General features: G+C 63.2%; 27 protein-coding genes. 19 read left to right on the top strand and 8 right to left on the bottom strand.

What is annotated here, in order from left to right:
• The 4 genes from RHODMAR_RS23865 (at nt 1) to RHODMAR_RS23850 (ending at nt 4,125) form a co-directional block, all read left to right on the top strand.
• Complete coding sequence (locus RHODMAR_RS23865) at nt 1–1,413, top strand: glycoside hydrolase family 1 protein (protein ID WP_008719824.1); 1,413 nt, start codon at nt 1–3, stop codon at nt 1,411–1,413.
• An 11-nt stretch (nt 1,414–1,424) separates the two neighbouring features.
• Nucleotides 1,425–2,345, top strand: coding sequence for a PRD domain-containing protein (locus RHODMAR_RS23860; protein WP_008719822.1), 921 nt, complete (start codon nt 1,425–1,427; stop codon nt 2,343–2,345).
• 251 nt (nt 2,346–2,596) lie between these two features.
• Complete coding sequence (locus RHODMAR_RS23855) at nt 2,597–3,646, top strand: alpha/beta fold hydrolase (protein ID WP_008719821.1); 1,050 nt, start codon at nt 2,597–2,599, stop codon at nt 3,644–3,646.
• 77 nt (nt 3,647–3,723) lie between these two features.
• Complete coding sequence (locus tag RHODMAR_RS23850) at nt 3,724–4,125, top strand: RidA family protein (RefSeq protein WP_008719819.1); 402 nt, start codon at nt 3,724–3,726, stop codon at nt 4,123–4,125.
• A 25-nt stretch (nt 4,126–4,150) separates the two neighbouring features.
• Here the strand turns inward: RHODMAR_RS23850 and RHODMAR_RS23845 are convergent, their stop codons facing one another.
• On the bottom strand, nt 4,151–4,795 hold the full coding sequence (locus RHODMAR_RS23845; protein ID WP_042940203.1) for a TetR/AcrR family transcriptional regulator: 645 nt from the start codon (nt 4,793–4,795) through the stop codon (nt 4,151–4,153).
• A gap of 144 nt (nt 4,796–4,939) precedes the next feature.
• Here RHODMAR_RS23845 and RHODMAR_RS23840 point away from each other — a divergent pair, with 144 nt between their 5' ends.
• Nucleotides 4,940–5,182, top strand: a complete 243-nt coding sequence (locus RHODMAR_RS23840; protein WP_198289528.1) for a hypothetical protein — start codon at nt 4,940–4,942, stop codon at nt 5,180–5,182.
• On the top strand, nt 5,176–6,075 hold the full coding sequence (locus tag RHODMAR_RS23835; RefSeq protein ID WP_008719814.1) for an oxygenase MpaB family protein: 900 nt from the start codon (nt 5,176–5,178) through the stop codon (nt 6,073–6,075). Before RHODMAR_RS23840 ends, RHODMAR_RS23835 begins: the two co-directional genes overlap by 7 nt.
• A gap of 124 nt (nt 6,076–6,199) precedes the next feature.
• Here the strand turns inward: RHODMAR_RS23835 and RHODMAR_RS23830 are convergent, their stop codons facing one another.
• Nucleotides 6,200–7,111, bottom strand: coding sequence for an aldo/keto reductase (locus RHODMAR_RS23830; RefSeq protein WP_008719812.1), 912 nt, complete (start codon nt 7,109–7,111; stop codon nt 6,200–6,202).
• A gap of 238 nt (nt 7,112–7,349) precedes the next feature.
• On the opposite strand from RHODMAR_RS23830, the gene cynS reads away from it, so the two are divergent.
• Entirely contained in the window at nt 7,350–7,799 is a 450-nt protein-coding gene (gene cynS / locus RHODMAR_RS23825) for a cyanase (protein WP_008719810.1), read from the top strand.
• 42 nt (nt 7,800–7,841) lie between these two features.
• On the opposite strand, the gene RHODMAR_RS23820 is transcribed toward cynS, so the two are convergent.
• Complete coding sequence (locus RHODMAR_RS23820) at nt 7,842–8,693, bottom strand: LysR family transcriptional regulator (RefSeq protein ID WP_008719808.1); 852 nt, start codon at nt 8,691–8,693, stop codon at nt 7,842–7,844.
• An 86-nt stretch (nt 8,694–8,779) separates the two neighbouring features.
• Between RHODMAR_RS23820 and RHODMAR_RS23815 the strand changes: the two genes are divergently transcribed.
• Nucleotides 8,780–9,667: an EamA family transporter gene (locus RHODMAR_RS23815; protein WP_008719806.1), complete on the top strand. Its 888-nt coding sequence runs from the start codon at nt 8,780–8,782 to the stop codon at nt 9,665–9,667.
• Nucleotides 9,668–9,865: 198 nt separating this feature from the next.
• Complete coding sequence (locus RHODMAR_RS23810; protein ID WP_008719802.1) at nt 9,866–10,981, top strand: GGDEF domain-containing protein; 1,116 nt, start codon at nt 9,866–9,868, stop codon at nt 10,979–10,981.
• A gap of 38 nt (nt 10,982–11,019) precedes the next feature.
• On the opposite strand, the gene RHODMAR_RS27740 is transcribed toward RHODMAR_RS23810, so the two are convergent.
• A complete protein-coding gene (locus tag RHODMAR_RS27740; RefSeq protein WP_081606104.1) occupies nt 11,020–11,673 on the bottom strand; it encodes an FCD domain-containing protein in 654 nt (217 codons plus the stop codon).
• On the opposite strand from RHODMAR_RS27740, the gene RHODMAR_RS23800 reads away from it, so the two are divergent.
• Together RHODMAR_RS23800 and RHODMAR_RS23795 are read left to right on the top strand one after the other, a co-directional pair.
• The gene (locus RHODMAR_RS23800; RefSeq protein ID WP_008719800.1) at nt 11,608–12,786 is read left to right on the top strand and encodes an acyl-CoA dehydrogenase family protein; all 1,179 of its coding nucleotides are present in this window, start codon (nt 11,608–11,610) and stop codon (nt 12,784–12,786) included. The two genes, RHODMAR_RS27740 and RHODMAR_RS23800, sit on opposite strands and share 66 nt — an antisense overlap.
• A 112-nt stretch (nt 12,787–12,898) precedes the next feature.
• Nucleotides 12,899–13,297 (top strand): VOC family protein, encoded by a 399-nt coding sequence (locus RHODMAR_RS23795; protein ID WP_008719798.1) that lies wholly within the window; start codon nt 12,899–12,901, stop codon nt 13,295–13,297.
• Between the two features lie 28 nt (nt 13,298–13,325).
• On the opposite strand, the gene RHODMAR_RS23790 is transcribed toward RHODMAR_RS23795, so the two are convergent.
• Nucleotides 13,326–14,834, bottom strand: coding sequence for a protein adenylyltransferase SelO (locus RHODMAR_RS23790; RefSeq protein WP_008719797.1), 1,509 nt, complete (start codon nt 14,832–14,834; stop codon nt 13,326–13,328).
• 109 nt (nt 14,835–14,943) lie between these two features.
• Here RHODMAR_RS23790 and RHODMAR_RS23785 point away from each other — a divergent pair, with 109 nt between their 5' ends.
• Nucleotides 14,944–15,363: a nitroreductase/quinone reductase family protein gene (locus tag RHODMAR_RS23785; protein ID WP_008719796.1), complete on the top strand. Its 420-nt coding sequence runs from the start codon at nt 14,944–14,946 to the stop codon at nt 15,361–15,363.
• Nucleotides 15,364–15,407: 44 nt separating this feature from the next.
• Nucleotides 15,408–16,064, top strand: a complete 657-nt coding sequence (locus tag RHODMAR_RS23780; protein ID WP_008719795.1) for a CatB-related O-acetyltransferase — start codon at nt 15,408–15,410, stop codon at nt 16,062–16,064.
• A gap of 46 nt (nt 16,065–16,110) precedes the next feature.
• Here the strand turns inward: RHODMAR_RS23780 and RHODMAR_RS23775 are convergent, their stop codons facing one another.
• Nucleotides 16,111–16,779, bottom strand: coding sequence for an NAD(P)H-dependent oxidoreductase (locus RHODMAR_RS23775; protein WP_008719794.1), 669 nt, complete (start codon nt 16,777–16,779; stop codon nt 16,111–16,113).
• A gap of 77 nt (nt 16,780–16,856) precedes the next feature.
• Here RHODMAR_RS23775 and RHODMAR_RS23770 point away from each other — a divergent pair, with 77 nt between their 5' ends.
• Nucleotides 16,857–17,432 (top strand): TetR/AcrR family transcriptional regulator, encoded by a 576-nt coding sequence (locus tag RHODMAR_RS23770; RefSeq protein WP_008719792.1) that lies wholly within the window; start codon nt 16,857–16,859, stop codon nt 17,430–17,432.
• Between the two features lie 25 nt (nt 17,433–17,457).
• Here RHODMAR_RS23770 and RHODMAR_RS23765 read toward each other — a convergent pair whose 3' ends face one another.
• Nucleotides 17,458–17,709 (bottom strand): hypothetical protein, encoded by a 252-nt coding sequence (locus tag RHODMAR_RS23765; protein WP_008719790.1) that lies wholly within the window; start codon nt 17,707–17,709, stop codon nt 17,458–17,460.
• A gap of 175 nt (nt 17,710–17,884) precedes the next feature.
• Between RHODMAR_RS23765 and RHODMAR_RS23760 the strand changes: the two genes are divergently transcribed.
• The 5 genes from RHODMAR_RS23760 (at nt 17,885) to RHODMAR_RS23740 (ending at nt 22,867) form a co-directional block, all read left to right on the top strand.
• The gene (locus RHODMAR_RS23760; RefSeq protein ID WP_008719788.1) at nt 17,885–18,415 is read left to right on the top strand and encodes a hypothetical protein; all 531 of its coding nucleotides are present in this window, start codon (nt 17,885–17,887) and stop codon (nt 18,413–18,415) included.
• Between the two features lie 227 nt (nt 18,416–18,642).
• Nucleotides 18,643–20,118 (top strand): PepSY-associated TM helix domain-containing protein, encoded by a 1,476-nt coding sequence (locus RHODMAR_RS23755; RefSeq protein WP_008719786.1) that lies wholly within the window; start codon nt 18,643–18,645, stop codon nt 20,116–20,118.
• Nucleotides 20,115–20,672, top strand: coding sequence for a copper chaperone PCu(A)C (locus RHODMAR_RS23750; protein WP_008719785.1), 558 nt, complete (start codon nt 20,115–20,117; stop codon nt 20,670–20,672). The genes RHODMAR_RS23755 and RHODMAR_RS23750 overlap by 4 nt, the downstream gene beginning before the upstream one ends.
• Nucleotides 20,673–20,697: 25 nt before the next feature.
• A complete protein-coding gene (locus RHODMAR_RS23745; RefSeq protein WP_008719783.1) occupies nt 20,698–21,888 on the top strand; it encodes a Dyp-type peroxidase in 1,191 nt (396 codons plus the stop codon).
• A gap of 181 nt (nt 21,889–22,069) precedes the next feature.
• Complete coding sequence (locus RHODMAR_RS23740) at nt 22,070–22,867, top strand: Fpg/Nei family DNA glycosylase (protein WP_042940199.1); 798 nt, start codon at nt 22,070–22,072, stop codon at nt 22,865–22,867.
• A 119-nt stretch (nt 22,868–22,986) separates the two neighbouring features.
• Here RHODMAR_RS23740 and RHODMAR_RS23735 read toward each other — a convergent pair whose 3' ends face one another.
• Nucleotides 22,987–23,706 (bottom strand): GAF and ANTAR domain-containing protein, encoded by a 720-nt coding sequence (locus RHODMAR_RS23735; protein ID WP_008719778.1) that lies wholly within the window; start codon nt 23,704–23,706, stop codon nt 22,987–22,989.
• Between the last annotated feature and the right edge of the window lie 37 nt (nt 23,707–23,743).

Raw genomic sequence — 23,743 nt, 5'->3', positions numbered from 1 at the left:
ATGACCGACAACAACTTCCCTGAGGGTTTCCTCTGGGGCGGCGCCACGGCAGCGAATCAGATCGAAGGAGCGTACGACGAAGGGGGCAAGGGCCTTTCGATACAAGACGTGATGCCTCGCGGCATCACCGCGGCACCGTCCGATGCGCCGACTGCGGACAACTTGAAGCTGCACGCCATCGATTTCTACAACCGATATGCCGAGGACATCGCGCTCTTCGCCGAGATGGGATTCAAGGTCTTCCGATTCTCCATCGCGTGGAGTCGAATCTTCCCGATGGGCGACGAGGACAAGCCCAACGAAGAAGGACTCGCATTCTACGATCGGGTGCTCGACGAGCTGGAACGGTACGGGATCGAACCGCTCGTCACCATCAGTCACTACGAGACTCCACTGCACCTCGCTCGGACGTACGACGGGTGGAGCAGTCGTAAACTGATCGGCTTCTACGAGCGCTACTGCGAGACCCTGTTCACTCGGTACGGTGACCGCGTCAAGTACTGGCTCACCTTCAACGAGATCAATTCCGTTCTGCACGAGCCATTCTTGTCCGGTGGCATCGAGACACCCAAAGACGATCTGTCGCAGCAGGATTTGTATCAGGCGATTCATCATGAGCTGGTGGCATCGGCGCGGGCGACGCGCCTTGCCCGCGAGATCATGCCCGACGCAAAGGTCGGCTGCATGATTCTGGCGCTACCGGCGTACCCGTTGACGCCCGCGCCGGCGGACGTGGTGGCCGCGATGAAGACACAGCACGACAGCTATGCGTTCGGTGACATACATTGCCGCGGTGAGTATCCGGGATATCTGCTTCGCTACTTCCGGGACAACGGGATCGACCTCGACATCACAGAGCAGGATCGTCATGATCTCCGGAACACTGTCGACTTCGTCTCGTTCAGTTACTACATGAGCATGTGCGAGTCGGCGGATAGTTCTGAGCGAGTGACAGGTGCCGGCAACATCTTCGGTGGTGTTGCGAACCCGACACTCGAGGCGTCGGAGTGGGGATGGCAGATCGATCCCCAAGGGCTACGCGTTGTCATGAACGACTACTGGGAGCGATGGCAGAAGCCACTGTTCATCGTCGAGAACGGGCTGGGAGCCAAGGACGTTCTGGTCGAAAAAGATGGTGTGCACACGGTCGAGGACGATTACCGGATCGACTACCTGAACCAGCATCTCCTTCAGGTCGGTGAAGCGTTGGCCGACGGCGTCGACGTTCTCGGATACACCACCTGGGGATGCATCGACTTGGTGAGCGCATCGACTGCGCAGATGAGTAAACGGTACGGGTTCGTCTACGTCGACCGGGACGACGACGGAACGGGTTCGCTCGATCGGTATCGAAAGAAGTCCTTCGTCTGGTATCGAGATGTGATCAGTAGTAACGGCGCGTCACTCGGCTGAAGGGAAGCGTCATGGAGATCCTACGGATCTTCAACAACAACGTCGTGTTGGCGCGTGCCGACCACGGCGGTGAGGTGATCGTGACCGGGCGAGGTCTGGGTTTCCAGGCCAAACCCGGTCAGCGGGTCGACCGGGAACGGGTGGCGAGAGTCTTCGTTCCGGAGGACGGCCGAGACCCCGACAACTTCGGTGCCTTGGTCGCGGCCGTTCCGCCGGAGCATCTCGTCTTGGCCGACCGGGCACTGGATGTGGCGCGCGCGGAGCTGGGTATCTCACTGGGGTCGACGACGGTGATAGCACTTGCGGACCACCTGAGTTTCGCGGTCGTCCGCCACGAGAAGAACATGCCGACGAGCTACCCGCTGCGAGGCGAGGTCGTTCACATGTATCCGCGCGAGTACGCGGCTGCCACAAAGGTTCTCGAGTACGTGAACACCCAGCTCGACCGGCCGCTGGTAATGGACGAAGCCGTCGCGATCGCGCTGCATCTGGTGAACGCAGGATTCACCACCGGCGACCTGTCCTTCACCTATCAGATGACAGGGGTATTCACCCAGCTCTTCGACATCATGGGTGCCGAATACGACCGGGAGTTCGACCGGGATTCGGTCAATGCGGCACGGTTCATCACGCACTTGCGCTACTTCTTCGTCCGGGCCAGCACAGGCCGGCAGCTCGCGGAACGCTCGGGCAAGCTCCGTGACGCTATCCGCGAGGTGTATCCCGACGCACACGCGACGGCGGTGAAACTGCAGACAGTGTTGGAACTGCGTCTCGGTGTTCCGCTGACAGACGAGGAGGTCACCTACCTGACTCTGCACATTGCACGCATGGTGGACGAAGTTCGTCCGACCGGTGGCGCCTCCGGCAGCGGTCGCCCTGACAGCTCAGGCATTCAGATGCCGCCGGCCACCGACAACCTTCGCCCTTGATCTGCACGACCGGCAGGAAGCTACGAGGGGCGTGGATCGGGTTCGCCCGGCCAGAGTTTCGAAGTCGGCCGCGGCTGATGCGCCGTCGGGAATGAGCGCCTTTCCGATGTAGGAGTGCTCTCGTGATGATCTCTGCCATGATGGATTCGTCCGACCGAAACCAATGCTCTCCAATGCTGCGCGATCCGTCCACCTCCGGGCTGAAATGGTTCGGCTGGTGGCCACCGGTACATCCGAAAGGACGTCACCTCATGCCTGCACCCGCCGATGCCGAGTATTTCGATCTGGGCGATTTCACATTGCAGAGCGGAGCCACTTTGCGCGCAGCGACGTTGGCGTACAAGACGTACGGCACCCTCAATGCGGACAAGTCGAACGTCATCGTTTACCCCACATGGTATTCGGGATGGCACTCCGACAACGAGTGGTTGATCGGGACGGACAAAACGCTGAACCCGGACGAGTGGTTCATCATCGTCCCGAACATGCTCGGAAACGGTTTGTCCACTTCGCCGTCGAACGCCTCGATTCCGTACGACAAAGCTCGATTCCCGAAAGTGACCTTCTACGATCAAGTCGAAGCGCAATACAAGTTGGTGACCGAAAAGTTCGGTGTGTCGACCATTGCGCTCGTCACGGGATGGTCGATGGGTGCCGGTCAGACCTACCAGTGGGCAGTGAGCCACCCGGAAATGGTGCAGCGAGCGGCACCATTTTGCGGTTCGAGTATCACCGCGCCACACAACAAGGTATTTCTCGAGTCGTTGATCGCCACGCTCACTGCGGACGGTGTGTGGAATGACGGTGACTACACGTCGGATGCGCTGCCGATCAAAGGCTTACGCGCATTTGCACGTGTGTACTCGGGATGGGGATACTCGCAGGCGTTCTACTGGCAGGAGACCTGGCGTGAGCTGGGCTTCACGTCGTTCGACGACTTCCTGTACGGGTTCTGGGAGAGCTTCTTCCGAGACGGACGTGATCCGAACAATCTGATTTCCATGGCCAGGACCTGGCACAGCGGAAATGTCGGTAACACACCAGGGTTCGGAGGTGACGCCCCGAAGGCATTGGCCTCGATTCGGTGCCCGCTGTTGGCGATGCCCGCCGAAAAGGATCTCTACTTTCCGCCCGAGGACGAGAAGTGGGCGAGTCAGTTCATCGACAAGGGTGAAGTGCGTGTGATTCCGGGTATCTGGGGTCACTTCGCGGGAGGCGGAAGCAATGCGGACGACACCGCATTCATCGACGCGGGTCTGCGGGAATTACTGGCCGGACCAGGTTACTCGGCCGGACACTGATCCACTTCCCGCATCGCCGTCCGATCCGATCGCGACCAGGCATGCAGCGACATCTCGACGATCAGGAGGATCGACACGTGAGTTTTCAACATATGAACCCCGAAAACGTCCACCCTGCACCTGGGTTCAGTCACGCGGTCATTTCCCGGGGAAGCCGTCTCGTGCACTTCGCGGGTCAGGTGGCGCTGGACTCGGAGCTCAATGTCGTCGGCACCGACGTGGCCAGCCAGACCGTCGCCGCAATGAGGAACCTGGAAATTGTGGCGACCGCGGCCGGCGTTCGCTGGGACCAGATCGTCCGACGAACCATCTACACCACGACGCCGGGAGAGTACGCGCAGATCACCGATGCCATTCATACGGTCACCGGTCCCGAGCACCAACCGGCCCAGACGATCGTGGGCATCACAGGCCTCGCGATCGAGGGACTGCTGATCGAAATCGAGTGCACTGCCGTCGTGGACGAGGAGAGAGGCTGAGATGGCGTCGTCCCACTTCTGACGGTCAGCTCATCGAGCCGAAGTCGCCGCTGCTGATACGCCGCGCACCATCGGACCCGATTGCGACCAGGCACGCGGCGACATCTCGGCGGCTCAGGGCTATGTCGCCGTCGAGCCACTTCGCTACTACCTCGGACGCTCCGGCGATGAGCAGGTGTGCGGTCAGTGTTGCTCGTGGGTCGGGCGAGCTGCTTCCGGTCAGGGCTTCGAGGATGCTGTCCACGAAAGTGGTGACGGCACGGTCCTTGGTGTCGCGCAGGCCTCGGTTGCCTGCGGCTTCCAGGTACAGCTTTGCTATTCGTGCGTCGTCGAACGTGGCGAGGATCGCTTCTACGGACGCCGCGATGAACCCGTCGTCGGTGCCGTCCGACGGTTCGTACGGGGCGGCCGCTATACGGGCGCTTACCGCGGACAGGGAACTGTCGAGTACTTCGGCGGCGAGACCGTCGAGGTTGTCGTATTCCTCGTAGAAGTGGCGCTTCGATACGCCGGCGCGTTCGCACACCAAGCCCGCCGTCAGTGTGCCGATGCCGTGTTCTCGAACGAGATCGAGCATTGCCTCCGTGAGCCGACCTGCGCGAGCTGAGCGCCGTTGCGCTGCGCTTTCGCCTCGGTACGGCCGTTCGGCGACCTCTTTCGACTGGTTCACGGGCCCCATGCTGCCATCTCGTTGTGGGCGCTGATCGCTATTGACTGTGTGTTGCCGATTGGCTATAACTTAAACGGTACTGTTTCAGTTTCGGAAAGGGAACCCATGATCTTTTGCGTAGGGCCGCCGCTGGTGTCGGCCGGCATGTCCAAGCCCTTTCGTACGGTCTCCGGGCGTACGCGGGAAATGGGGCACACCGAGATTGCTGATGCCGCATTCGATTACGTCGACGGCAAGGACGACGTGACTCCCTGGAGCGGGGTCGCGCGCTATGCGGGATTGTCGACCCAGGGAAACCTGTATTCGCTGATGACGCGCTCGGCCCGGCCATCGGTCAACCGCGATCTCGTCGGTCGCACGGCTCTCCGAGTGGAGCCGACGTGGTGAGACTGCGGCCCGGGTTCACCGTCACCCGAAAGATCCGCGCCCTCGACGGAGAGCGCGATTCCGACGACATCGCGAGATCCTCACTGGTCGTGCTGCACGGAAACCCGCTACTGACGTATGCGTTGTTCACGGTGGCCTTCATCGAGCAGGTCGCAATTCCGACGATGGCACGCACGCTGTACCGAAAGAACACCGGCGACATCATGGCATTTCCCGCACGCCGTAACGCCGACACCATCGTGTTCTTCGGCCAGTTGCTCGATCATGGACCGACCAGCGAGGTAGGTCGCGCGTGGATCGAGCGTCTCAACCACATTCACTCGCACTTCCCGCTACGCAACGACGATTCGCTCTATACCTTGTCGACCTTGGCGCTGGACCCACACCAGCTGACGACCGCACTGGGTAGGTCGCCGTTCACGCCTACCGAACTCGATGCGCAATGGCACTTCTGGCGCGCCGTGGCGCAGGGGCAGAAGATCGAGAACATCCCCGAAACCCGAGAGTCGATGCAACGGTGGCGAGCCGACTACGAGGAGCGCGAGTACGCGTCGAGCTTCGAAGGTCGGCAGGTTGCGCTGTCGCTGATCGACGACTTCGCCCGATCTGCGTTACCTCGCCCCCTTCGCCGGTACGCGACTCGGATCATTGCGGCGATCTGCCCACCTCGGTTGCGGGAAGTGCACGGACTTCCCGAGCCCAGCCGCGCGATCCGGAGGGTATTGCGCACCATTGTCATCGCCTATTCGCTCTCCACGCCGCTTCGCATCGTGGACCTCGACAGATCGTTCGTTCGCCAGTTCGGCGGGACATGGATCGATCCGTCCGACCCGGCCACTGTCGGATATCGGAGCAAGAGCACGCCGGCGACCTCCCGAACCGTACGCCGATGAATTGACGCGGTGCGTTCTCACTCGGCGGTCGAGGTCGGCCACGTATGTACCCCCGCGTCGGAATCTACGGCGCATGCAGGGTGCAAATTCCGACGCGGTGCATAGATCGAGTTCGTCCTCGACGTCACGTCCAGGTGAGTCGGGACCGGTTGTCCCAGTAGATTTCCGGTGATTCGGCGAGGTTCAGATCTGCTTCTGTCAGCCGGGGGTCGATGGTGAGTGCGGCGACGTTCTGCTCGAGTTGCGCCACGGTAGCCGCGCCGGACAGCACGACATCGGCCCATGGTTGCGCGAGTGCAATCGCGAGTGCGACTGCGTCGCGGCCGACCCCGGCCGAATCCGCGACCCCGGCGAGTGCTGAATCTTCGGCCACGAGTCGGCCGTTGGCCATCGCTTCTTTGACGACGACGAACCAGCCGGCCTCGTGTGCGAGTGCCAGGGCTGGGCCGGCCGATGGCTCGAGCGGATTCCACGTCGACTGCACCGAGCTGAATACCCCGACGTCCAGCGCTGCACGCACCACGTCGGCTTGGTGCGGCCCGCTGGTACTGATGCCGATTCGGGTACCGCCCTCGGCTATGGCGCGTAGGTCGTCGAGCAGTGCAGTGTCGCTGAGAGCAGGACTGTCCGGGGTGACGCTGTGGATCAGGTAGTGATCGGGAGCGCCGCCGAGGTCGTGCAGGGTCTGCGGCCACTGCTCGGCCAGACGCGCGACCGAGTGCTCTTTGACCTCGTGAACTTCGGCTCCCCTCTGGAAATCTGCGACGTAGGCGTATCCCCATTTGGAACCGATCACCAGTTCTTCGCGCCGATCAGGGTGCCGAGACAGCCAGCTGCCGAGGAACCGCTCGGCCAATCCGTAGGACCGCGCGGCATCGAAATGCCGAACTCCTCGGTCCCACGCGGCGTCGAGTACTGCGTGGCACAGCTGCTCGAGGGCCGACGGATCGAATCGGCCGTTCACAGCATCCGAGTGACCGAGTGTCAGATACTCGGGGCGTCCGAGGGCTGCAAGACCGAGTCCGAGTTGTGTCATGTCGTCAGTACTTTCGTTGTGTCCGAGATCGAAATAAGCACGAGGTCCTCAGTCATGGATACCAGCCTGCCTGTCGACCGAAGTTCGCAGGCAGTTGATCATGCATCGGACAGCACTCGCGAGATCCGCGCCAGATGTTGCGCGACAGGAGTTTTCGTCTGAGACTGGGAAGTTGCTGGGCCACGACGCGCGGTCTCCAGTGGCCCAGCTGGTAGATCGACTACGAAGGAGAAAGCTGTTGACCGATTTTGTAGGTAAACCATTGATCGGTGAGATTCGGCTTGCACGCGCACGTGCCGGGTTGAGTTGGGCCAGCTTGGCCGCGGCGATCGACATGCCGGTGGCATGGACGGTCTCGGCACTGTACGGCCAGCACCCTCTCAGCGTCGCTCATGCCGATCTGCTCGCAGAGCAGCTGGGCATGCCCGAAGGCTCGTTGTTCGAGCTGACCCTGGCTCCCTATCGTGGATCACTGGACGTGTCCTCGGATCCCACCGTCTACCGATTCCACGAGGCACTGGAGGTATACGGCCCAGCGTTGAAGGAACTGATCGCCGAGGAGTTCGGTGACGGCATCATGAGTGCCATCAACTTCACGATGAACGTCGAACGACGCTCGCACGATGACGGAGATCGGGTGGTGGTGACCTTCGATGGGAAGTTCCTCGACTATCGATGGACCGAGTAGACCGGGAGGGCGACGGCTTCGGTGCTGTGGGTGCTTCCTCTGTCAGCGGTAGAGGCCCGCGAGGAGGGTGATGATGTCCTGCAGCATCGCGGGTGGATCATTTTTGGCCCAGGCAGCGTAGACGGGTACGGGTGATGCGTCGCGAACAGCTCGGTAGGTGATGCCTTGGCGGCGGTACTGGTGCGCAGTCGATTCTGCGGTGATTCCACGGGCGTCGCCGCTGCCGATGACGGTGAGCCAGTCGTCGATGTCGTTGGTGGGGATGGTGTTCGGCGGCTGGCTGCCATCGGCCCAGAGGTCGAGACGTGTGCTTCCGGTGCAATGATCGATCGCCAGCGCGGAGGTCGCCACCTGTGCGAGAGTCACCGTGCGTTTGGCGGCCAGCGGGTCATCGACAGACAGTGCGCAGTAGCGCTTTTCGGCCCCGATCAAGACCAATTCGAGACCCTTCGTGTCCGGGACTCGACGCAGTATCGCCAGATCGCTGGTCCCTTCGGCCAGGCCGGCGGTCGAGGTGTTCGTGCGGGTCAACTGCAGCTCGTGAAAGGGGAGGGCCGCAGCCCAGCGCCGTTGGAACTCAGGGGTGTGCTTGCCGAGTGCAGACCAGGCATAACCGATCCGGATCGTGCTCGCGCCGGCCGCTGCGTCGTGGCGCATGTCGGCGACGACGGCCAGGGCGCGTCGGGCATGCCGTAGCACCCGCTCGCCCGCGGCGGTGAGGTCCACACTGCGAGTCGTCCGGTGCAGGAGCCTCACTCCGAGCAATGACTCCAGGGCAGCGACATTGCGTGAGACGGCGGTCTGAGAGATACCGAGCTCGATTCCCGCGTCGGTGAACGTGCCCGAGTCGACGACTTCGACGAGCGAGCGCAGGTGACGCAATTCCACATCCATGCGGGAAGTCTATTCATGCGTCAGGCGCATTACTGCAACGATTGATGCATTATGCGCAGTAGCGAATCGCGCGCAGACTTCCGAGCATGGCGAAGACTGAACAGGCCGATGGCCGCACCTCCGGTATAGCGGCCGCTCTGGGCGGCGCTGTCTCGAATCAGCTCGGTGCGGCCAGCGGGTCGCTGGCCTTCCCGGTCATCGGCCCCGTCGGCGTCGTCGCTGTCCGCCAGCTCGTGGCCGCCGCGATCCTGCTGCCGGTCGTGAGACCACGGGTCAGGAGTCTCACGCGCGCGCAGTGGTGGCCGGTCCTGCTTCTGGCTCTGGTCTTCGGAAGCATGAACCTCACCCTGTACTTGTCCATCGAACGCATCGGACTCGGTCTGGCCGTGACTCTGGAGTTCTGCGGACCGCTGGCGGTTGCCCTCCTCGGCTCCCGAACGAGGACCACTGCGATCTGCGCCCTCATCGCAGCAGCCGGCGTCATCGCGATCAGCCGTCCACAACCCACCACCGACTACGTTGGAATCGGGCTCGGACTGGTCGCCGCCTGCAGCTGGGCAGCGTACATCCTGCTCAACAGGACCATTGGCTCCCGTATCCCCGGAATTCAAGGCACAGCGACCGCAACGGGAGTCTCGGCCGTTCTCTTTCTCCCCATCGGTGCCTGGATCCTCTTCAGCACCCGGCCGGACGCGTCCACCGTGCTCTACGCGGTCGGGGCCGGCGTCCTGGCCTCGGCCGTTCCCTTTGTTGCGGACGTCTTCGCGTTGCGCAGGATCCCGGCGAACCTGTTCGGGATCCTGATGAGCCTCAACCCCGTCCTGGCCGCCGTCATCGGAGCGATACTGCTCCACGAGGAGCTCGGCACCATCGAATCCGTCGGCATTGCGCTCATCATCACCGCGAACACCGCCGCTCTACTCCTACCGGGCCGGGCGTCTCGAGCAGCGGCTGCCGAGGCACTCTCGGTCTGATCGGTCGGTAGTCGGCGTGCTGGTCCGCCTCGGGACGAATGTCGACGGTGCCCGCCGAGCTGCGTCGATCCGTCGTCGACACGTTCGATCCGCACCGGAGGCAGGGAGATTGTTGATAGGCTGCCGATTCGTCGGGAATGCGAAGTATTGCCTGTCAACCGACACTTGACGTGCGTGCCGTCTCTGAGAGGTACCGACGTGACCACCCGAGCCGCCGAGCTGAAGACGCCCGATCTTCACGACCTCATCGCGGGGACCGGAACTGCCACGACGCTTCGGTTCAGTATCGGATTCGGATGTCTGAATTTCGCGCTCATCGCGCTGTGGGTGGCTCTCGACACCGCCGTGGGACCGACGTCTCAACCTGCGCGAATCGCAGTTGGAGCAGCTGCCGCGGCTGCCGCTGTGGCCGCCGTACTGTGGGCCTCCACCGACAAAATGCTCAACGCCCTGCCGCGTAACGCATTCGGCGTCTTCGGTGAGTTCGGCACCGGACTGGCAATACTGTCCGTACCGGATGCGCGTGATGCCCTGGTGGGGTGCTCGTTGTTCGCAGTTCTGGGAGCGCAGTTCACCCTTCTCATGGGAACACGATGGTTGACCTTGCATCTCGGCGTAGCAGGCGCGGTCATCGTGGCCACAGCTGTTCGGTCAGCGCAGCAGGGCTCCATGTCGATCTCTTCGACACTTGTGGCCACGTATATTCTGTTCGTCGCAGCCGTCCTGACCCCTTGGGCGGCCCGAATGACGTGGTCACGTCTGTTGGTCTACGCGGCGCGATCGTTGAGCGACCCACCGACCGGTTTGCTCAACCGCTCAGGACTCGAGCACCAATTGCACCGGCTGACCGATCCCGCGATGAGGCCACGTCTCGATCACTTCGCGGTCGTCGTGCTCGACATCGACAACTTCAAATCGATCAACGACTCTCGTGGCCACGATGTCGGAGACCTCGTCATTCGCGAGGTAGCAGAGATGCTGAACGACTTCGCGTGTGCGCACAATGCGCATGCTGCCCGAATCGGGGGCGAAGAATTCGCAATGCTGATAGCGAAGGACATGCAGATTCACCTCCACGAGCTCGGGGCTGGCTGTCCGCTGTCGACACCAGGTCGCCACGGGCCCCGGGCAACGCTGAGCGCGGGAATCGTCCGTCTCCCACTGGCATCGGCCGACCGGAATACCTCTCTTGCAACTGCGCTGAGGTCCGCCGATCAACTGATGTACAGGGCAAAACGATCCGGTGGAGCAGTCGCGGTGACCGAGGACGACCGACCGGTCGCCGGTGCTGCTGGACTCGAGGACCGGGAATAGGGCGGTGCTGCTGTACTCGAGACTGTCGATGCGTGGCCTCAGCTCGCCGACAGCTGATTCCATATCCGCACCAGGTTGCTGAACTCCTTCACCTGAACCAGTACGTGGTCACGAGCGGCCGTCTCGGCGGCAGCGGCGTCGCCACGGGCTATGGCGTCGGCGATGATCCTGTGTTCGGCCATCGACCGCCGCATCCTGTCGGGGACCCGGACCTGTAATCGCCGGTACGGCTGAAGAATTCGCTCGAGGGCGTACGCCTGTTGCCTGAGGTAGTCGTTTCCGCACGAATCGTTGATGATGCCGTGGAAGCGCGCATTGGCGTAGTAGTACGAGGCCGGTAGTGGCCGTCCACGACGGCGTTCTCCAGCGCGTCTCGCACTCGCTGAGACTCGGGAACTCGAATCACGTGTGCCTCCTCGGCCAAGATTATCCGACGCATACCGCTGGGGTCGCTGGATCGGCTCCCCGGATTCGTATATCCGACGCCGATCGGAGGACGGGATCCACAAGGTGGGAGCTGATCGCACCGCAGGTCGTCGTGCGCGCGGATCAGCTCGGGAGTCGACCACATCTGGTACGAGTCGACGGTGGTTGCCTGTTCGTCCTACGGCGTCGATAGTGGGTCGATGGACATGCTGAATCCCGACGTACCCGACGACGTCTTCGCCGATGTGAGAACGCAGGTTTCCCATTTCGTTCGGTCACGGGTGGTGCCACGTGAACTCGAGATCATGAACACCGATTCGATACCCGAGGACTTGCGTGGGCAGTCCGCCGAGATGGGTCTGTTCGGCTATGCGATCCCCCAGGAGTGGGGTGGTCTGGGGCTTAACCTGATTCAGGATGTCGAGATCGCCATGGAACTCGGGTACACCACCTTGTCGCTGCGATCGATGTTCGGTACCAACAACGGAATCGCCGGTCAGGTGCTGGTCGGGTTCGGCACCGAGGAACAGAAGGCGAAGTGGCTGCCGGGCATGGCAGCAGGCGACATCGTTGCGTCCTTCGCCCTGACCGAGGACGGGGCCGGATCGAATCCTGCGGGCCTGAAGACGACAGCGGCGGTGGACGGTTCGGGCTGGGTCATCAACGGCAGCAAGCGATACATCACCAATGCGCCGATCGCGAACATGTTCGTCGTTTTCGCCAAGCTCGATCCGAAGCCGGAGAGCGGCAACGGTATTGCGGTATTCCTGGTTCCTGCCGACACCGCCGGGATTCAGGTGGGAGTCAAGGACGCGAAGATGGGGCAACAGGGCTCCGGCACGGCCGACGTGACCTTCACCGACGTGCGGGTCGAGGCAGATGCATTGGTCGGCGGGAACGGCGATATCGGGTACAAGGCGGCGATGACGTCGCTGGCGCGGGGACGGGTGCATATTGCGGCTCTTGCCGTCGGTCAGGCGCAGCGCGCACTGGACGAGTCGGTGTCGTATGCGGCGGCCTCCACTCAGGGCGGCGAGCCGATAGGAAACTTCCAGCTCGTTCAGGCCATGATTGCCGACCAGCAGGTCGGGGTCATGGCTGGTCGGGCCATGGTGCGTGAGGCCGCCCGGGCGTGGGTGCAGGAGATCGACAGACGTATCGCGCCGTCCGCTGTCAAGCTGTTCTGTACCGAGATGGTGGGCAGGGTCGCCGATCTTGCCGTTCAAATCCACGGCGGCGCAGGATATATGCGTGAGGTTCCGGTCGAACGCATCTACCGCGATGTGCGGCTGCTGCGGCTGTACGAGGGCACGAGCGAAATTCAGCGGTTGATCGTCGGCGGCGGATTGATCCGGGCCGAGCAGAAGCGCAACTCGTGATGCTCACCGGCAGGTAGGCCGGACCCCGCCGAACGGGCAGTATTCTCTCGAACGTCCGTGGTGGACGGGGTGTCGTGCTTAACGTGGGTGGTGACGACGAAAGGACCAGCGCATGCCGCAATTCCCCGGTCTCTCCCACGTGGCCGTGACCGTATCCGATCTGGCCGCCAGCACCGAGTGGTACTCACGACTGTTCGACGCCTCGCCCGTTCTCGACGAGGACGAGGAATCCGGCGACTATCATCACACCGTGTTCGCACTCGACGGAGGCATGCTCTTCGGGTTGCATACACACGGCGCGGACCAGGTATCGGGTGCCTTCGACGAGAAGAGCACGGGTGTGGACCACATCGCCTTCTCGTGTACCCAGGACGATTTGGCGTCGTGGGTATCGAAGCTCGACCGAATCGACGTCGCACACAGTGGAATCAAACACGCGCACTACGGTTCCGGACTATCGTTCCGCGATCCCGACGACATCGCTCTCGAATTCTTCGCGCCTCCTGCCTGACAGCACTGCCTGCGGAGATACCGGGCATTCAGGTGCCGCAGAAGGTCTGAAATCCGGCACCGAAGCTTTCGGGGGCCGGCATGGCGTAGTCGGACCGTTCGTCGCGGTGGTCGAACGGTGTCGTGACGACGTCGAGCAGACGCTCGAAAGGCTCGAGATCGCCCTCGGTGGCAGACCGTAGAGCGGCGTCGACCAGGTGGTTGCGGGGGATGTACGCGGGGTTCACACGATCCATGCCGTCGGCGATCGACGCGAGGTCCTGATTCCGGGCGGATATCGAAGTACGCCAACGACCGAGCCATGCGTCGGAGGCATCCGGTGGAACCAGGGAGTCGAGAGGTGACGAGTGTCCGCGCAGGTTGTCGGCGAGGGCGCGAAAGGTCAGGGTCCAGTCGGCGCGGTGATCGGCGAGTAGGAGCTGCAGGTCGTTCACGAGATTGTCGTTGTTCGCGTTCTTGTCCAGGCCGAGTTTGGCGGCCATCGCGGCCGAGTAGTGCCGTCGATAGCGGTCCCCGAACGTGTCGAGGACTGCAGTGAGAGCTGTGATGGCGGTGTCCGGCTTCGAATTCACGAGCGGCAGTAGTGTTTCGCCGAATCTGGCCAGATTCCAGCCGAGCACTGCAGGTTGATTCCCGTAGGCGTAGCGTCCGCCGTGGTCGATGGAGCTGAACACCGTTGCAGGATCATACGAGTCGAGAAATGCGCACGGCCCGTAGTCGATGGTCTCGCCGGAGATGGTCGTGTTGTCGGTATTCAGGACACCGTGCACGAATCCGACCGACATCCACTGCGCGACGAGGGAAGCCTGGGCATCGACGACTGCCTCGAAGAACGCGAGGTAGCGATCCTCGGCAGTGAGCTCGCCGAACGCAGGGTAATGGCGGGCAATTGCGTAGTCCGCGAGGGGCTGCGTCAGACCCTCGCGCCGGGCGGCGAACTCGAAGGTGCCCACCCGCAGATGGCTAGACGCAACCCGGGCCAGCACTGCGCCGGGTTGTGGACCTCCTTCTCGTAGTACCTGTTCACCGGTCGTGACGACGGCGAGTGAGCGTGTGGTGGGAATGTTCAGCGCATGCATCGCCTCGCTGATCAGATACTCGCGCAGCATTGCTCCCACTACAGCGCGCCCGTCTCCGCCACGTGAGAAGGGCGTAGCGCCTGACCCTTTGAGATGCAGATCGACTCGATGACCTCGATCGTCTCGAAGCTCGCCGAGCAGCAACGCTCGACCATCTCCCAGCAGCGGTACGAAGTTGCCGAATTGATGACCCGCGTAGGCCATCGCCACGGTGGCGGAATCGGCCGGCGGAATCGATCCGGACAGCACACCGGCTCCCTCGGCAGTGCGCAATGACGCTGGGTCCAGTGCGAGTGAGCGAGCCAGGTCATCGTTGAGCATCAGCACTCGAGGGGACGGTGCGTGGGCGCCCTGCCACGGCACCGTCACACCGGGAACCTCGTCGGACAAGGTGGTCTCGAACCCGAACGGGGCCAGGCTCGTGGTGTGGACCGCGGGATCGGGCGAAGATTCACTCATGGATCAGGGTTACCACGTGCCGCGGTCCCCAATCCGCGGGGGCGCTGGTGACCGATAGGTTCGGTGCCGATCAGGTCCCAGACGACGTGATGCGCGGCATACTCGTCGTATGGCCGACTTCAATCAGATGATCATCGATGAATTTCGCAACAACGGTGGATACGTGTCCACGGCGGGCTTCGGCGATGCGCTCGTCGTTCTGCACTCGATCGGTGCCAAGAGCGGCGAGGTTCGGCTGAACCCCTTGATGGCGATCCCCGAGGACGGCAGTTGGCTGATCGTCGGATCAGCGGCCGGCTCACCCAAACATCCTGCCTGGGTGCACAACCTCCGCGCCCACCCTGGCATCGACGTCGAGGTTCCGGCAGACGGTGCCGTCCAGACGATCGAGGTGACCGTGTCGGAAATCTCCGACGACGAGTGGGACGCGAACTGGCAGAAATTCTTGGACGCGTCCGAGGGCTTCGCGAAGTACGTCGAGACGGCCGAGGGGCGACGGTTCCCGATCTTTCGGCTCATTCCTGCCTGACTTGCAGCTGGCCGCCCATGCTTGCCGACCGTTAGTGTCGGATCATGACCGCTCCCGACGCATCGACGCTGCATCCGATACCTGGTCAACCGAGGGTGGTGCTGTTGAAACCGCTGGTTTCCAGCCCACTGATCGACATCGGCGAGTACACGTATTACGACGATCCGGAGTTCGCCGATCAGTTTGCGACCCGAAACGTGTTGCACCACTACGGCCCCGATCGTCTGGTGATCGGTAAGTTCTGCGCGTTGGCCACCGGAGTCACGTTCATCATGAACGGGGCGAATCACCGGATGAGCGGTGTGTCGACCTATCCGTTCCCCATCATGGGTGGTGCGTGGGCCGAGCACTCGGACCTGGTGTCCGAACTGCCGTCGCGGGGAGACACCGTGGTGGGCAACGATGTGTGGATCGGCGGCAATGTCACCATCATGCCCGGAGTCCGCATCGGGCACGGAGCGGTGATCTCCACCGAATCCGTTGTCACCAAGGATGTTCCGGACTACGCAGTCGTCGGCGGCAACCCCGCCCGCGTGCTCCGAGAACGGTTCGCGGCAGACGAGGTGCGTACGCTGCTGGACATAGCGTGGTGGAACTGGCCACTCGACGTGATCACTGCGAACGTCCGCACGATCTCCGGCGGGTCGGTAGCAGACCTCGCCGCGGTCGCCGACACTGCTCGACACAGCAGCGACGGGTGATCATCGCTCGTGCGGACCACGTTCTGTGTCAGTCATGTTCGGTTGTTCAGCACGATGGCACCCGCTGGTCCCCTTTCGTCGAAGATGCAAGTGCTCGTGCTGCCGATCGACCACCGGCCGCCGGTCGGCCAGTGACGTGAGAGGCGACGGTGGCACCGAGGCCGGCGATCTCGGAGGCAAGGACGTCGCGACTCTTGCTATCGGATTCGTACAGGATCGTCGTCGATCCGACTGTCGCACCGGTGTATTCGACAATGCCGCGTTCGATCTGTGTCCGGAAGGCCTCGTGTACTCCGTGGCGCTCGAAGCTCTCGGCGTCATCGCCGGCGACTACGACCAGATGAACCGTGAGTCGGGCCAGCTTCTTCACGAACGTGCCCGGGGTCGCGTCGTACGCCCATCCATTGACGAAGACCCGATCGATCCACCCCTTCAGCAGTGCAGGCATCGACCACCAGTACATCGGAAACACGAGAACCAGATGGTCGGCAATATCGATTCGTCGCTGCTCGGCAATCACATCCGCGGGCGTGGTTCCGTGGCCGCGAAACAGGTTCAGATCGGCACCGGTGAATCGTGGATCGAAATTCTCCGCGGCCAGATCGGCCGTCTCGACCGTGCCGCCTGCAGCGCGGATTGCGTCCGACAGGGATCCGGCGAGGTGGTGAGTGAGTGAGTCGGGATCGGAATGGGAGACTACGACGAGTGCGGTCATGGCTGGTCCTTCGTTGAGGTGATCGGCTATGTACCAAGAGTAGGTTACTATTCGTATATAGCGCAAGGAGGTCCGCGATGGCTCGAACCAGGCTGTCTCGATCGGACAGATACGAGCAGTTGGTCGAGGTCTCGTGGGCTCTCGTGCGAGCGGAGGGCGCGGACGCCCTCACGCTCGGCCGTCTCGCCGAACATGCCGGTGTTGCAAAACCGGTGGTGTACAGCCACTTCGCCTCGCGTGCGGAACTCTTGGCGGCACTGTTCACCGAATTCGACGACCGGCAGGCAGCGATGCTCGAAGAATCCATCGGCGTCGCGGTGGAGTCGTTGGACGGACGTGCACATGCCATCGCCAACTCCTATGTGGGCTGCGCTTTGGCTCAGGGGCGCGAGTTGACGGGTGTGCTTGCTGCGCTGGAAGGGTCGCCCGAGCTCGAACAGGTCAAGCGAGCGGCGGAACGGGATTACTCCGAACGGTGCAGGCGGATCCTCGAGCCGTTCAGTGGCAAAGGCGGAATCTCGGCACCGACGATCACCGCGATCTTCGGTGCCGCCGAAGCGCTGTCTCAGGCGGCGGTAGCGGGCGCGCTCGCACCGGAGGAGGCGACAGGCGAGCTGGCGCAGTTGATCGTCGGCATCGTCGGAAAGGCCTGACGCCGAGTGCAGGCAGGCGCAGCCGTCAACCGGCCGTGCGCGCCGCGGCGGGGAATCGGTTGCACAACGCATCCAACTGGCGATGCAAGTCGTACAGCGCCCGCTTCTGTAGCTGAGCCTCGTCGCCGTGCCATACGTGGCTCCGCGAATCCCCGACGCGTGCCGCCTTGCTCGCCATGTGCTCGGATTCTTCGATGCGAGTCGACGCCGCGACGATCTCGACCCGCAGCATCTCCGCAAACACTCGTGCCTGAGCTGCGTCCGAGCTATCTGCCACGTGCGTCCTTCCTCGGGCTGGGGGTGACGCCGTCAAAAGTTTGCGTACCGACGAGCAGGATAACCGAGCTGAAACAGACCATGTGGTCAGTACAGTGGGTCGAACGTTCCGCGCGATCGTCGCCCCGCTCCACTACCGACTACTACGGCGAGTAGTTGATAGTAGGCTGCTGTCCATGCCTGTGACCTCGGATGGATTCGCGCCCCTGCGCGGTGCCTCCGTGGGGACACTGTCTGCGCTGGTCACAGCCGCGGCACACACCTTCGGCGGCGGGATGTTCCCGTCCGATGCAGCAATAGTGCTGTTGGTGCTCGTGTGCGCGGCGGTCGGATACGCGACATCAGCGGCACCGAAAGCGGCGGCACCCCGGGCACTGCTGCTGGTCGTTCTGGCCTCGGCTCAAGCGATCGGTCACCTGCTCCTCACCGCCGTCGACGGTCACCATCACGGTGCGATGATCACCCAGCAGATGTTCGCCGCGCACGCCGTTGCCATCCTGCTCGGTGCCCTGGCCATCCGTGGCGCGGAGCTCGGCATCCGACGCGCGGTCACCTCGCTCGGTAGGGCACTGCCGTTACTGGCTGCACTCGTCGTCGACGAGAATCGCATCGCCCCGCCGCTCCCGGTGTATCGGATCCCGGGATCACCGCGACTGCTCGACTTCTCCGGCCGTGGGAACCGCGGACCACCGGCTCGTACTGCCTGAGCGTAACCCTGACATCTTACCCGCCCTGCCTGTCAGGCGTCGGGTAACGGGTTGTCGCCGCATTCGATCCTGTACATCGCACTGCCGTTGATTCGCACTGCCGTTGATTCGCACTGCCGTTGATTCGCACTGCCGTGATTTGCGCCGTCTGCACGGCCCGATTCGCCACGCGATGCCCTCTCGCGCGTACTCGCGCGCCCACACATGCCTCGATGAAACGAGTCCTCATGTCCACATCACAGAAGGAACGCGTCGCCGATCCTTCCCCGCCCTCCCGTCCGAAGAGCCCACACACATGGCGTCCGCTGATCCTGCGTCTGCACTTCTACGCAGGCATTCTCGTCGCGCCCTTCATCTTGATCGCCACCATCAGCGGTGGCCTGTACGCCGTCGCCCCGACCATCGAACAACTCATGTACCGCGACTACCTGCACGTCGATGCCGCTGGCCCGGCAGTTCCGGTCGCAGAACAGATTCGCGCCGCGCAGATCGAGCGCCCCGACCTGACCCTCGCGGCGGTCCGACCTGCCGCTGAGGCCGGCGACACCACCCGAGTGCTGTTCACCGACCCCAGCCTCGGTGAATCCCAACGCTTGGCCGTGTTCGTCGATCCCTCGACCGGGACATCCGTGGGTGAACTGCCGGTGTACGGCTCGTCCAGCGCATTGCCGGTGCGCACCTGGATCTCCGAACTTCACCGCCATCTGCACCTGGGTGAGCCCGGTCGTCTCTACAGCGAACTCGCTGCCTCGTGGCTCTGGGTGATCGCGCTCGGTGGCCTGTACCTCTGGTTCGAGCGCTATCGGCGAAACCGTGACAAGGTACGGCTGCTCACCTTCGATCGAAAGTCGAAGGGGCGCAACCGGTCCCTGAACTGGCACGGCGTAGCCGGAATCTGGATCGCAGTCGGCCTGATCTTCCTCTCTGCCACCGGACTCACCTGGTCAACATACGCGGGCAAGAACGTCACCGACCTACGCTCGGCAATGAGCTGGACCACCCCCGCGGTCGCCAAGACAATCGGCTCCTCCGACGGGGCGACAACGGGGGATCACTCCGGACACGGCGGACATTCGATGGACATGCCCGCCGACGCGGCGACGACCGACAACAACGTGGGGCAGATCGATTCGGTCCTCGGCATTGCGAAGGCCAACGGCGTCGACGGGGCAGTGGAGGCGTCGATTCCCGCGTCGACCGACACGGCGTTCGTCGTCGCCCAAACGCGTCAGCCATGGGTGATGTCCAACAATTCCATCTCGGTCGACGGCAGCACCGGCACGGTGATCGACACCCTGTACTTCTCCGACTGGCCACTCGCGGCCAAGCTGTCGGCGTGGGGTGTTCAACTGCACATGGGAACGCTGTTCGGTGTGGCCAATCAGCTTGTCCTGCTTGCTCTTGCAGTCGCGCTGGCCTCGGTCATCGTGCGCGGCTACATGATGTGGTGGAAGCGTCGCCCCACCAGGGCTACCGGACTCACCGTCGGCCGGCCGCCTCTGCGCGGCGGCATTCGTCGCATCTCACCGATCTCGGCCGTGGTTCTGGCGGTCGTCGCGGTCGCCGTCGGCTGGTTCGTCCCGCTCCTCGGGCTGAGCCTGCTTGCCTTCCTCGCTGTCGACCTCGTTCTCGGCTCGATCCGACGGGCCCGCGCAAGAACAGCCAATTCCATTGCTTCCCACACTGAAAGCGAACTCGCATGAACTTTTCCCGACGTACCTCGACGCTGTTGGCCGCCCTGTCGGTCACGGGTCTGATTTTCACCGGATGCTCGAGCAACGATTCCGGCAGCACCGAAACCGCGGCTCGAGAATCCGATTCCGTGGTCGTGCGCGAGCAATGGGTCAAAGCGGCCGATTCCGGTATGACGGCAGCCTTCGCCGAACTACAGAACACCGGTGACTCCGAGGTGCACGTGGTCGGTGCGTCGTCTCCGGCTTCGAACCGAATGGAATTGCACGAGATAGCAACCGGGGCCGACGGAGCCATGGTGATGCGTCCCAAGGAGGGCGGATTCGTCATTCCGGCCGGCGGCACACATGTGCTCGCAGCGGGCGGCGATCACCTGATGCTGATGGACGTCACCGCACCGCTGACCCCCGGTGCGGAGGCGGAGTTCACCCTCGAGTTCGAGGACGCGTCGACCACGACGTTCACCGCGCAGGTTCGCGACTTCTCGGGTGCGCAGGAGAATTACGAGCCCGGTGGCATGAACATGGACGGCTCGACAACCCCGGCACCGGCGAACGGTGGCTGAGCCCGAAAACCGGTCGCCACGCTCGATGAGCCGGCGACGCCTCCTCGGTGGAGGCGTCGCCGCGCTCGGCGCCGCGGGAGTGGGGGCAGCGACCGGATACGCAATCGCGGGCAATCGAGCCGAGGAAGCGGTCGTCGGAAGTGCCACTATTCCGTGGCGCGGCGTGCATCAGGCGGGAATCGACACTGTTCCGCCGCAGGCACACTCGATGTTCGTCGGGTTGAATCTGCAGGATCGCGTCGGGCCCGAGGAGTTGATCGGAATTCTGAAGGTCTGGACCGAGGACATCGGACGGTTGACTACCGGCGCGCCCGCTTTGGCTGATACCGAAGCCGAATTGGCGCTGCTGCCCGCGCGCCTGACGGTGACCGTCGGCCTCGGTCCCGGTGTGTTCGATGCGATCGGGCTACCGGATCGACGGCCGTCGTGGCTGGCACCGCTGCCTGCATTCGAAATCGACCGTCTCGAGCCCGAATTCACCGGTGGCGATCTGCTGATCCAGGTGTGCTCGGACGATCCGGTCACCGTCGCGCACGCGGTGCGGGTGCTCATCAAGAACGTCCGCTCGTTGGTGACCATCGCGTGGACGCAGCGTGGATTCCGTCGCTCGCGCGGTACCGAGGAATCCGGCACCACGATGCGCAATTTGATGGGGCAGGTCGACGGCACCGTCAACCCGACAGCCGGAGGCACGGACTTCGACGCTCTGGTCTGGGACGACGGTAGCGAGCAGTCGTGGATGGAGCACGGAACGTCGATGGTGTTGCGACGCATCCGAATCGAGATGGACACCTGGGACGAATTGGACCGGCCCGGGCGCGAAGAGTCGATGGGGCGCACTCTGGATACGGGCGCGCCGCTGACCGGAACCAGCGAGTTCGACGAGGCCGATTTCGACGCGACCGATCGGTTCGGCATCCCCGTGATTCCGCCGTCGTCGCACATGGCGCGCGCCCGGCACACCCGCGACGGTGAGCGGATCTTCAGGCGGGCGTACAACTACGACGATCCACCCGCTCCCGGTGAGCTGTCGAACTCCGGCCTGCTGTTCGCGAGCTATCAGCGCGACGTGCTCACCCAGTTTCTGCCGATTCAGCAGCGCCTCGACGAGTTCGACGCGCTCAATCGATGGACCACGCCTATCGGATCGGCAGTGTTCGCGATACTGCCGGGCGTGGTCGACGGCGGATATCTGGGGCAGAGCTTGCTCGAGTAGAAGGGACGGCCGCACCTGAGTGTTCACGATCGTCGCCGATTCGCGGGATCCCGCTGTCGGCGTTCGATCGTGAACAACCAGGTTCGCTCAGGCCGACGCCGTCGGGCATTCTGCGATCCTCGGTTGCGTCGTAGGGAGCGGCGTTGGATTGTGCTTGCCGTAGCCGGGATACACAGCAAACATGCCCGAAGGTGACACCGTGTTCGTATTGGCCGCAAGGTTGCGTCGAGCACTGGACGGCGCAACGTTGCGGGTCGGCAGGCTGAACGTACCGGCACATGCGGTGGAAAATTTGGCCGGCCGACGCGTCGTCGCGCATCGAACCCACGGCAAGCACCTGTTCACCGATTTCGAGAACGGCACCACGTTGCACACGCATCTGCGGATGAGTGGTTCGTGGACGGTGGTGCGCGCCGGTCGATCGATTCCGCAGCACGTACGTCCCGACGTTCGCGTTCAACTCTCTGCGGTGGACGGGCCTACCGGCTACGGAATTCTGTTGCCGGTGGTCGACTACGGGTTCACCACCGAAATGAACGGCCTCGTCGCACATCTCGGGCCGGACCCGCTGCAACCGACGTTCGACATCGACGCAGCGGTGAACAATGTCCTCGCTCAGAAAGATCGCCCGATCATCGCAACACTGCTGGATCAGCGGGTGGTCGCGGGTCCAGGAAATCTGTGGGCGAACGAGCTGTGTTTCCTGCGTGGACTGTGGCCGTGGACTCCGTCGGAGGATGTGAACGCATCGAAATTGGTTGCGCTGCTCGAGCGGGCGATGCGGCATTCTGCGACCGTGCCGCGCGCGATGCAGGTGACCACCGGGGATACTCGCCGGGGCCGATCGCACTGGGTCGCGGGCCGAGCGGGTCTGCCGTGCTCACGGTGCGGAACGGCGATCCGAGTGGTCGCGGAAGTGCCGGGAGATCCGGATCGGCGTCGAACATGGTGGTGTCCGAGGTGCCAACCAGAGAAATAGCGACGAGCGGTAGATCGCTGTTGTCTCAACGACATAACCGCCCGCGGATACCGTGTGTTGCCTACCGGTACCGCGGACAGCCTTCCTCGTGAGCAGTCGATCGAAACCCCGGGGGTCTGTCAGAAGGTCGAGTTGGTCGGGTGATCGGTCTCGACCAGATCGTGAGCGACCTGATGCAAGGGCAGATTCTGCTGCTGAGACAGTTTCGCCAGCAGCTCGAAAGCCTGCACCGCGTCGAGATCGTAGCGTTCCATGATCATCCCCTTGGCCTGCCCGATCATGTCGCGACTGGCCAAGCCCGTGCGGAACTGTTCGTTGTCACGCGCACTGAGCATTGCGATGGCGGCGTGGGCGGCGAGTGCTTCGCCGATCTCCACCGCCTCCGCGTCGAACGCACCGGGCACGTCGCTGTAGAAAACCAGTGCGCCGAGGTCGTCGGCGTGGCTGTAGAGCTGAAATGCCGCCAGCGAGTGAAATCCCTCGTCGACGGCAAGCGCTGCGAACTCCGGCCATCGCGGTTCGGACGTGAGGTCGTGCGATACGACGACATCGAAATGCCGAACCTCGGTGGGGATGGGGCCCTCGTCGAGCTCGTACTGAAGGCGACACAGCTTTTCCGCGAGAGGATCGGTGGACGCTACGACGGAGCGCTCGCCCTTGCTCACCGTGGTGACGCAGCCCATGGTCGCCCCTGGGATGAGCCTGGTCGCGGTGCGCAGAATCTCCCTCATGGTCTCGGGCATCGACCGACGGGTGTCGCGCAGTGACCGTGCGAACTCGGCGAGCGACGATGCATAGGTCGAGCTGGAATGGTGCACCTCGGTCGATGATTGTGACATCACACGGTCCTCTCGCACGGAATCTCTGCCGCTCCTG

The organism is Rhodococcus sp. AW25M09 (assembly GCF_000333955.1).
Lineage (GTDB): Bacteria > Actinomycetota > Actinomycetes > Mycobacteriales > Mycobacteriaceae > Rhodococcoides.
This window is presented reverse-complemented; position numbering and strand designations above follow the sequence as displayed.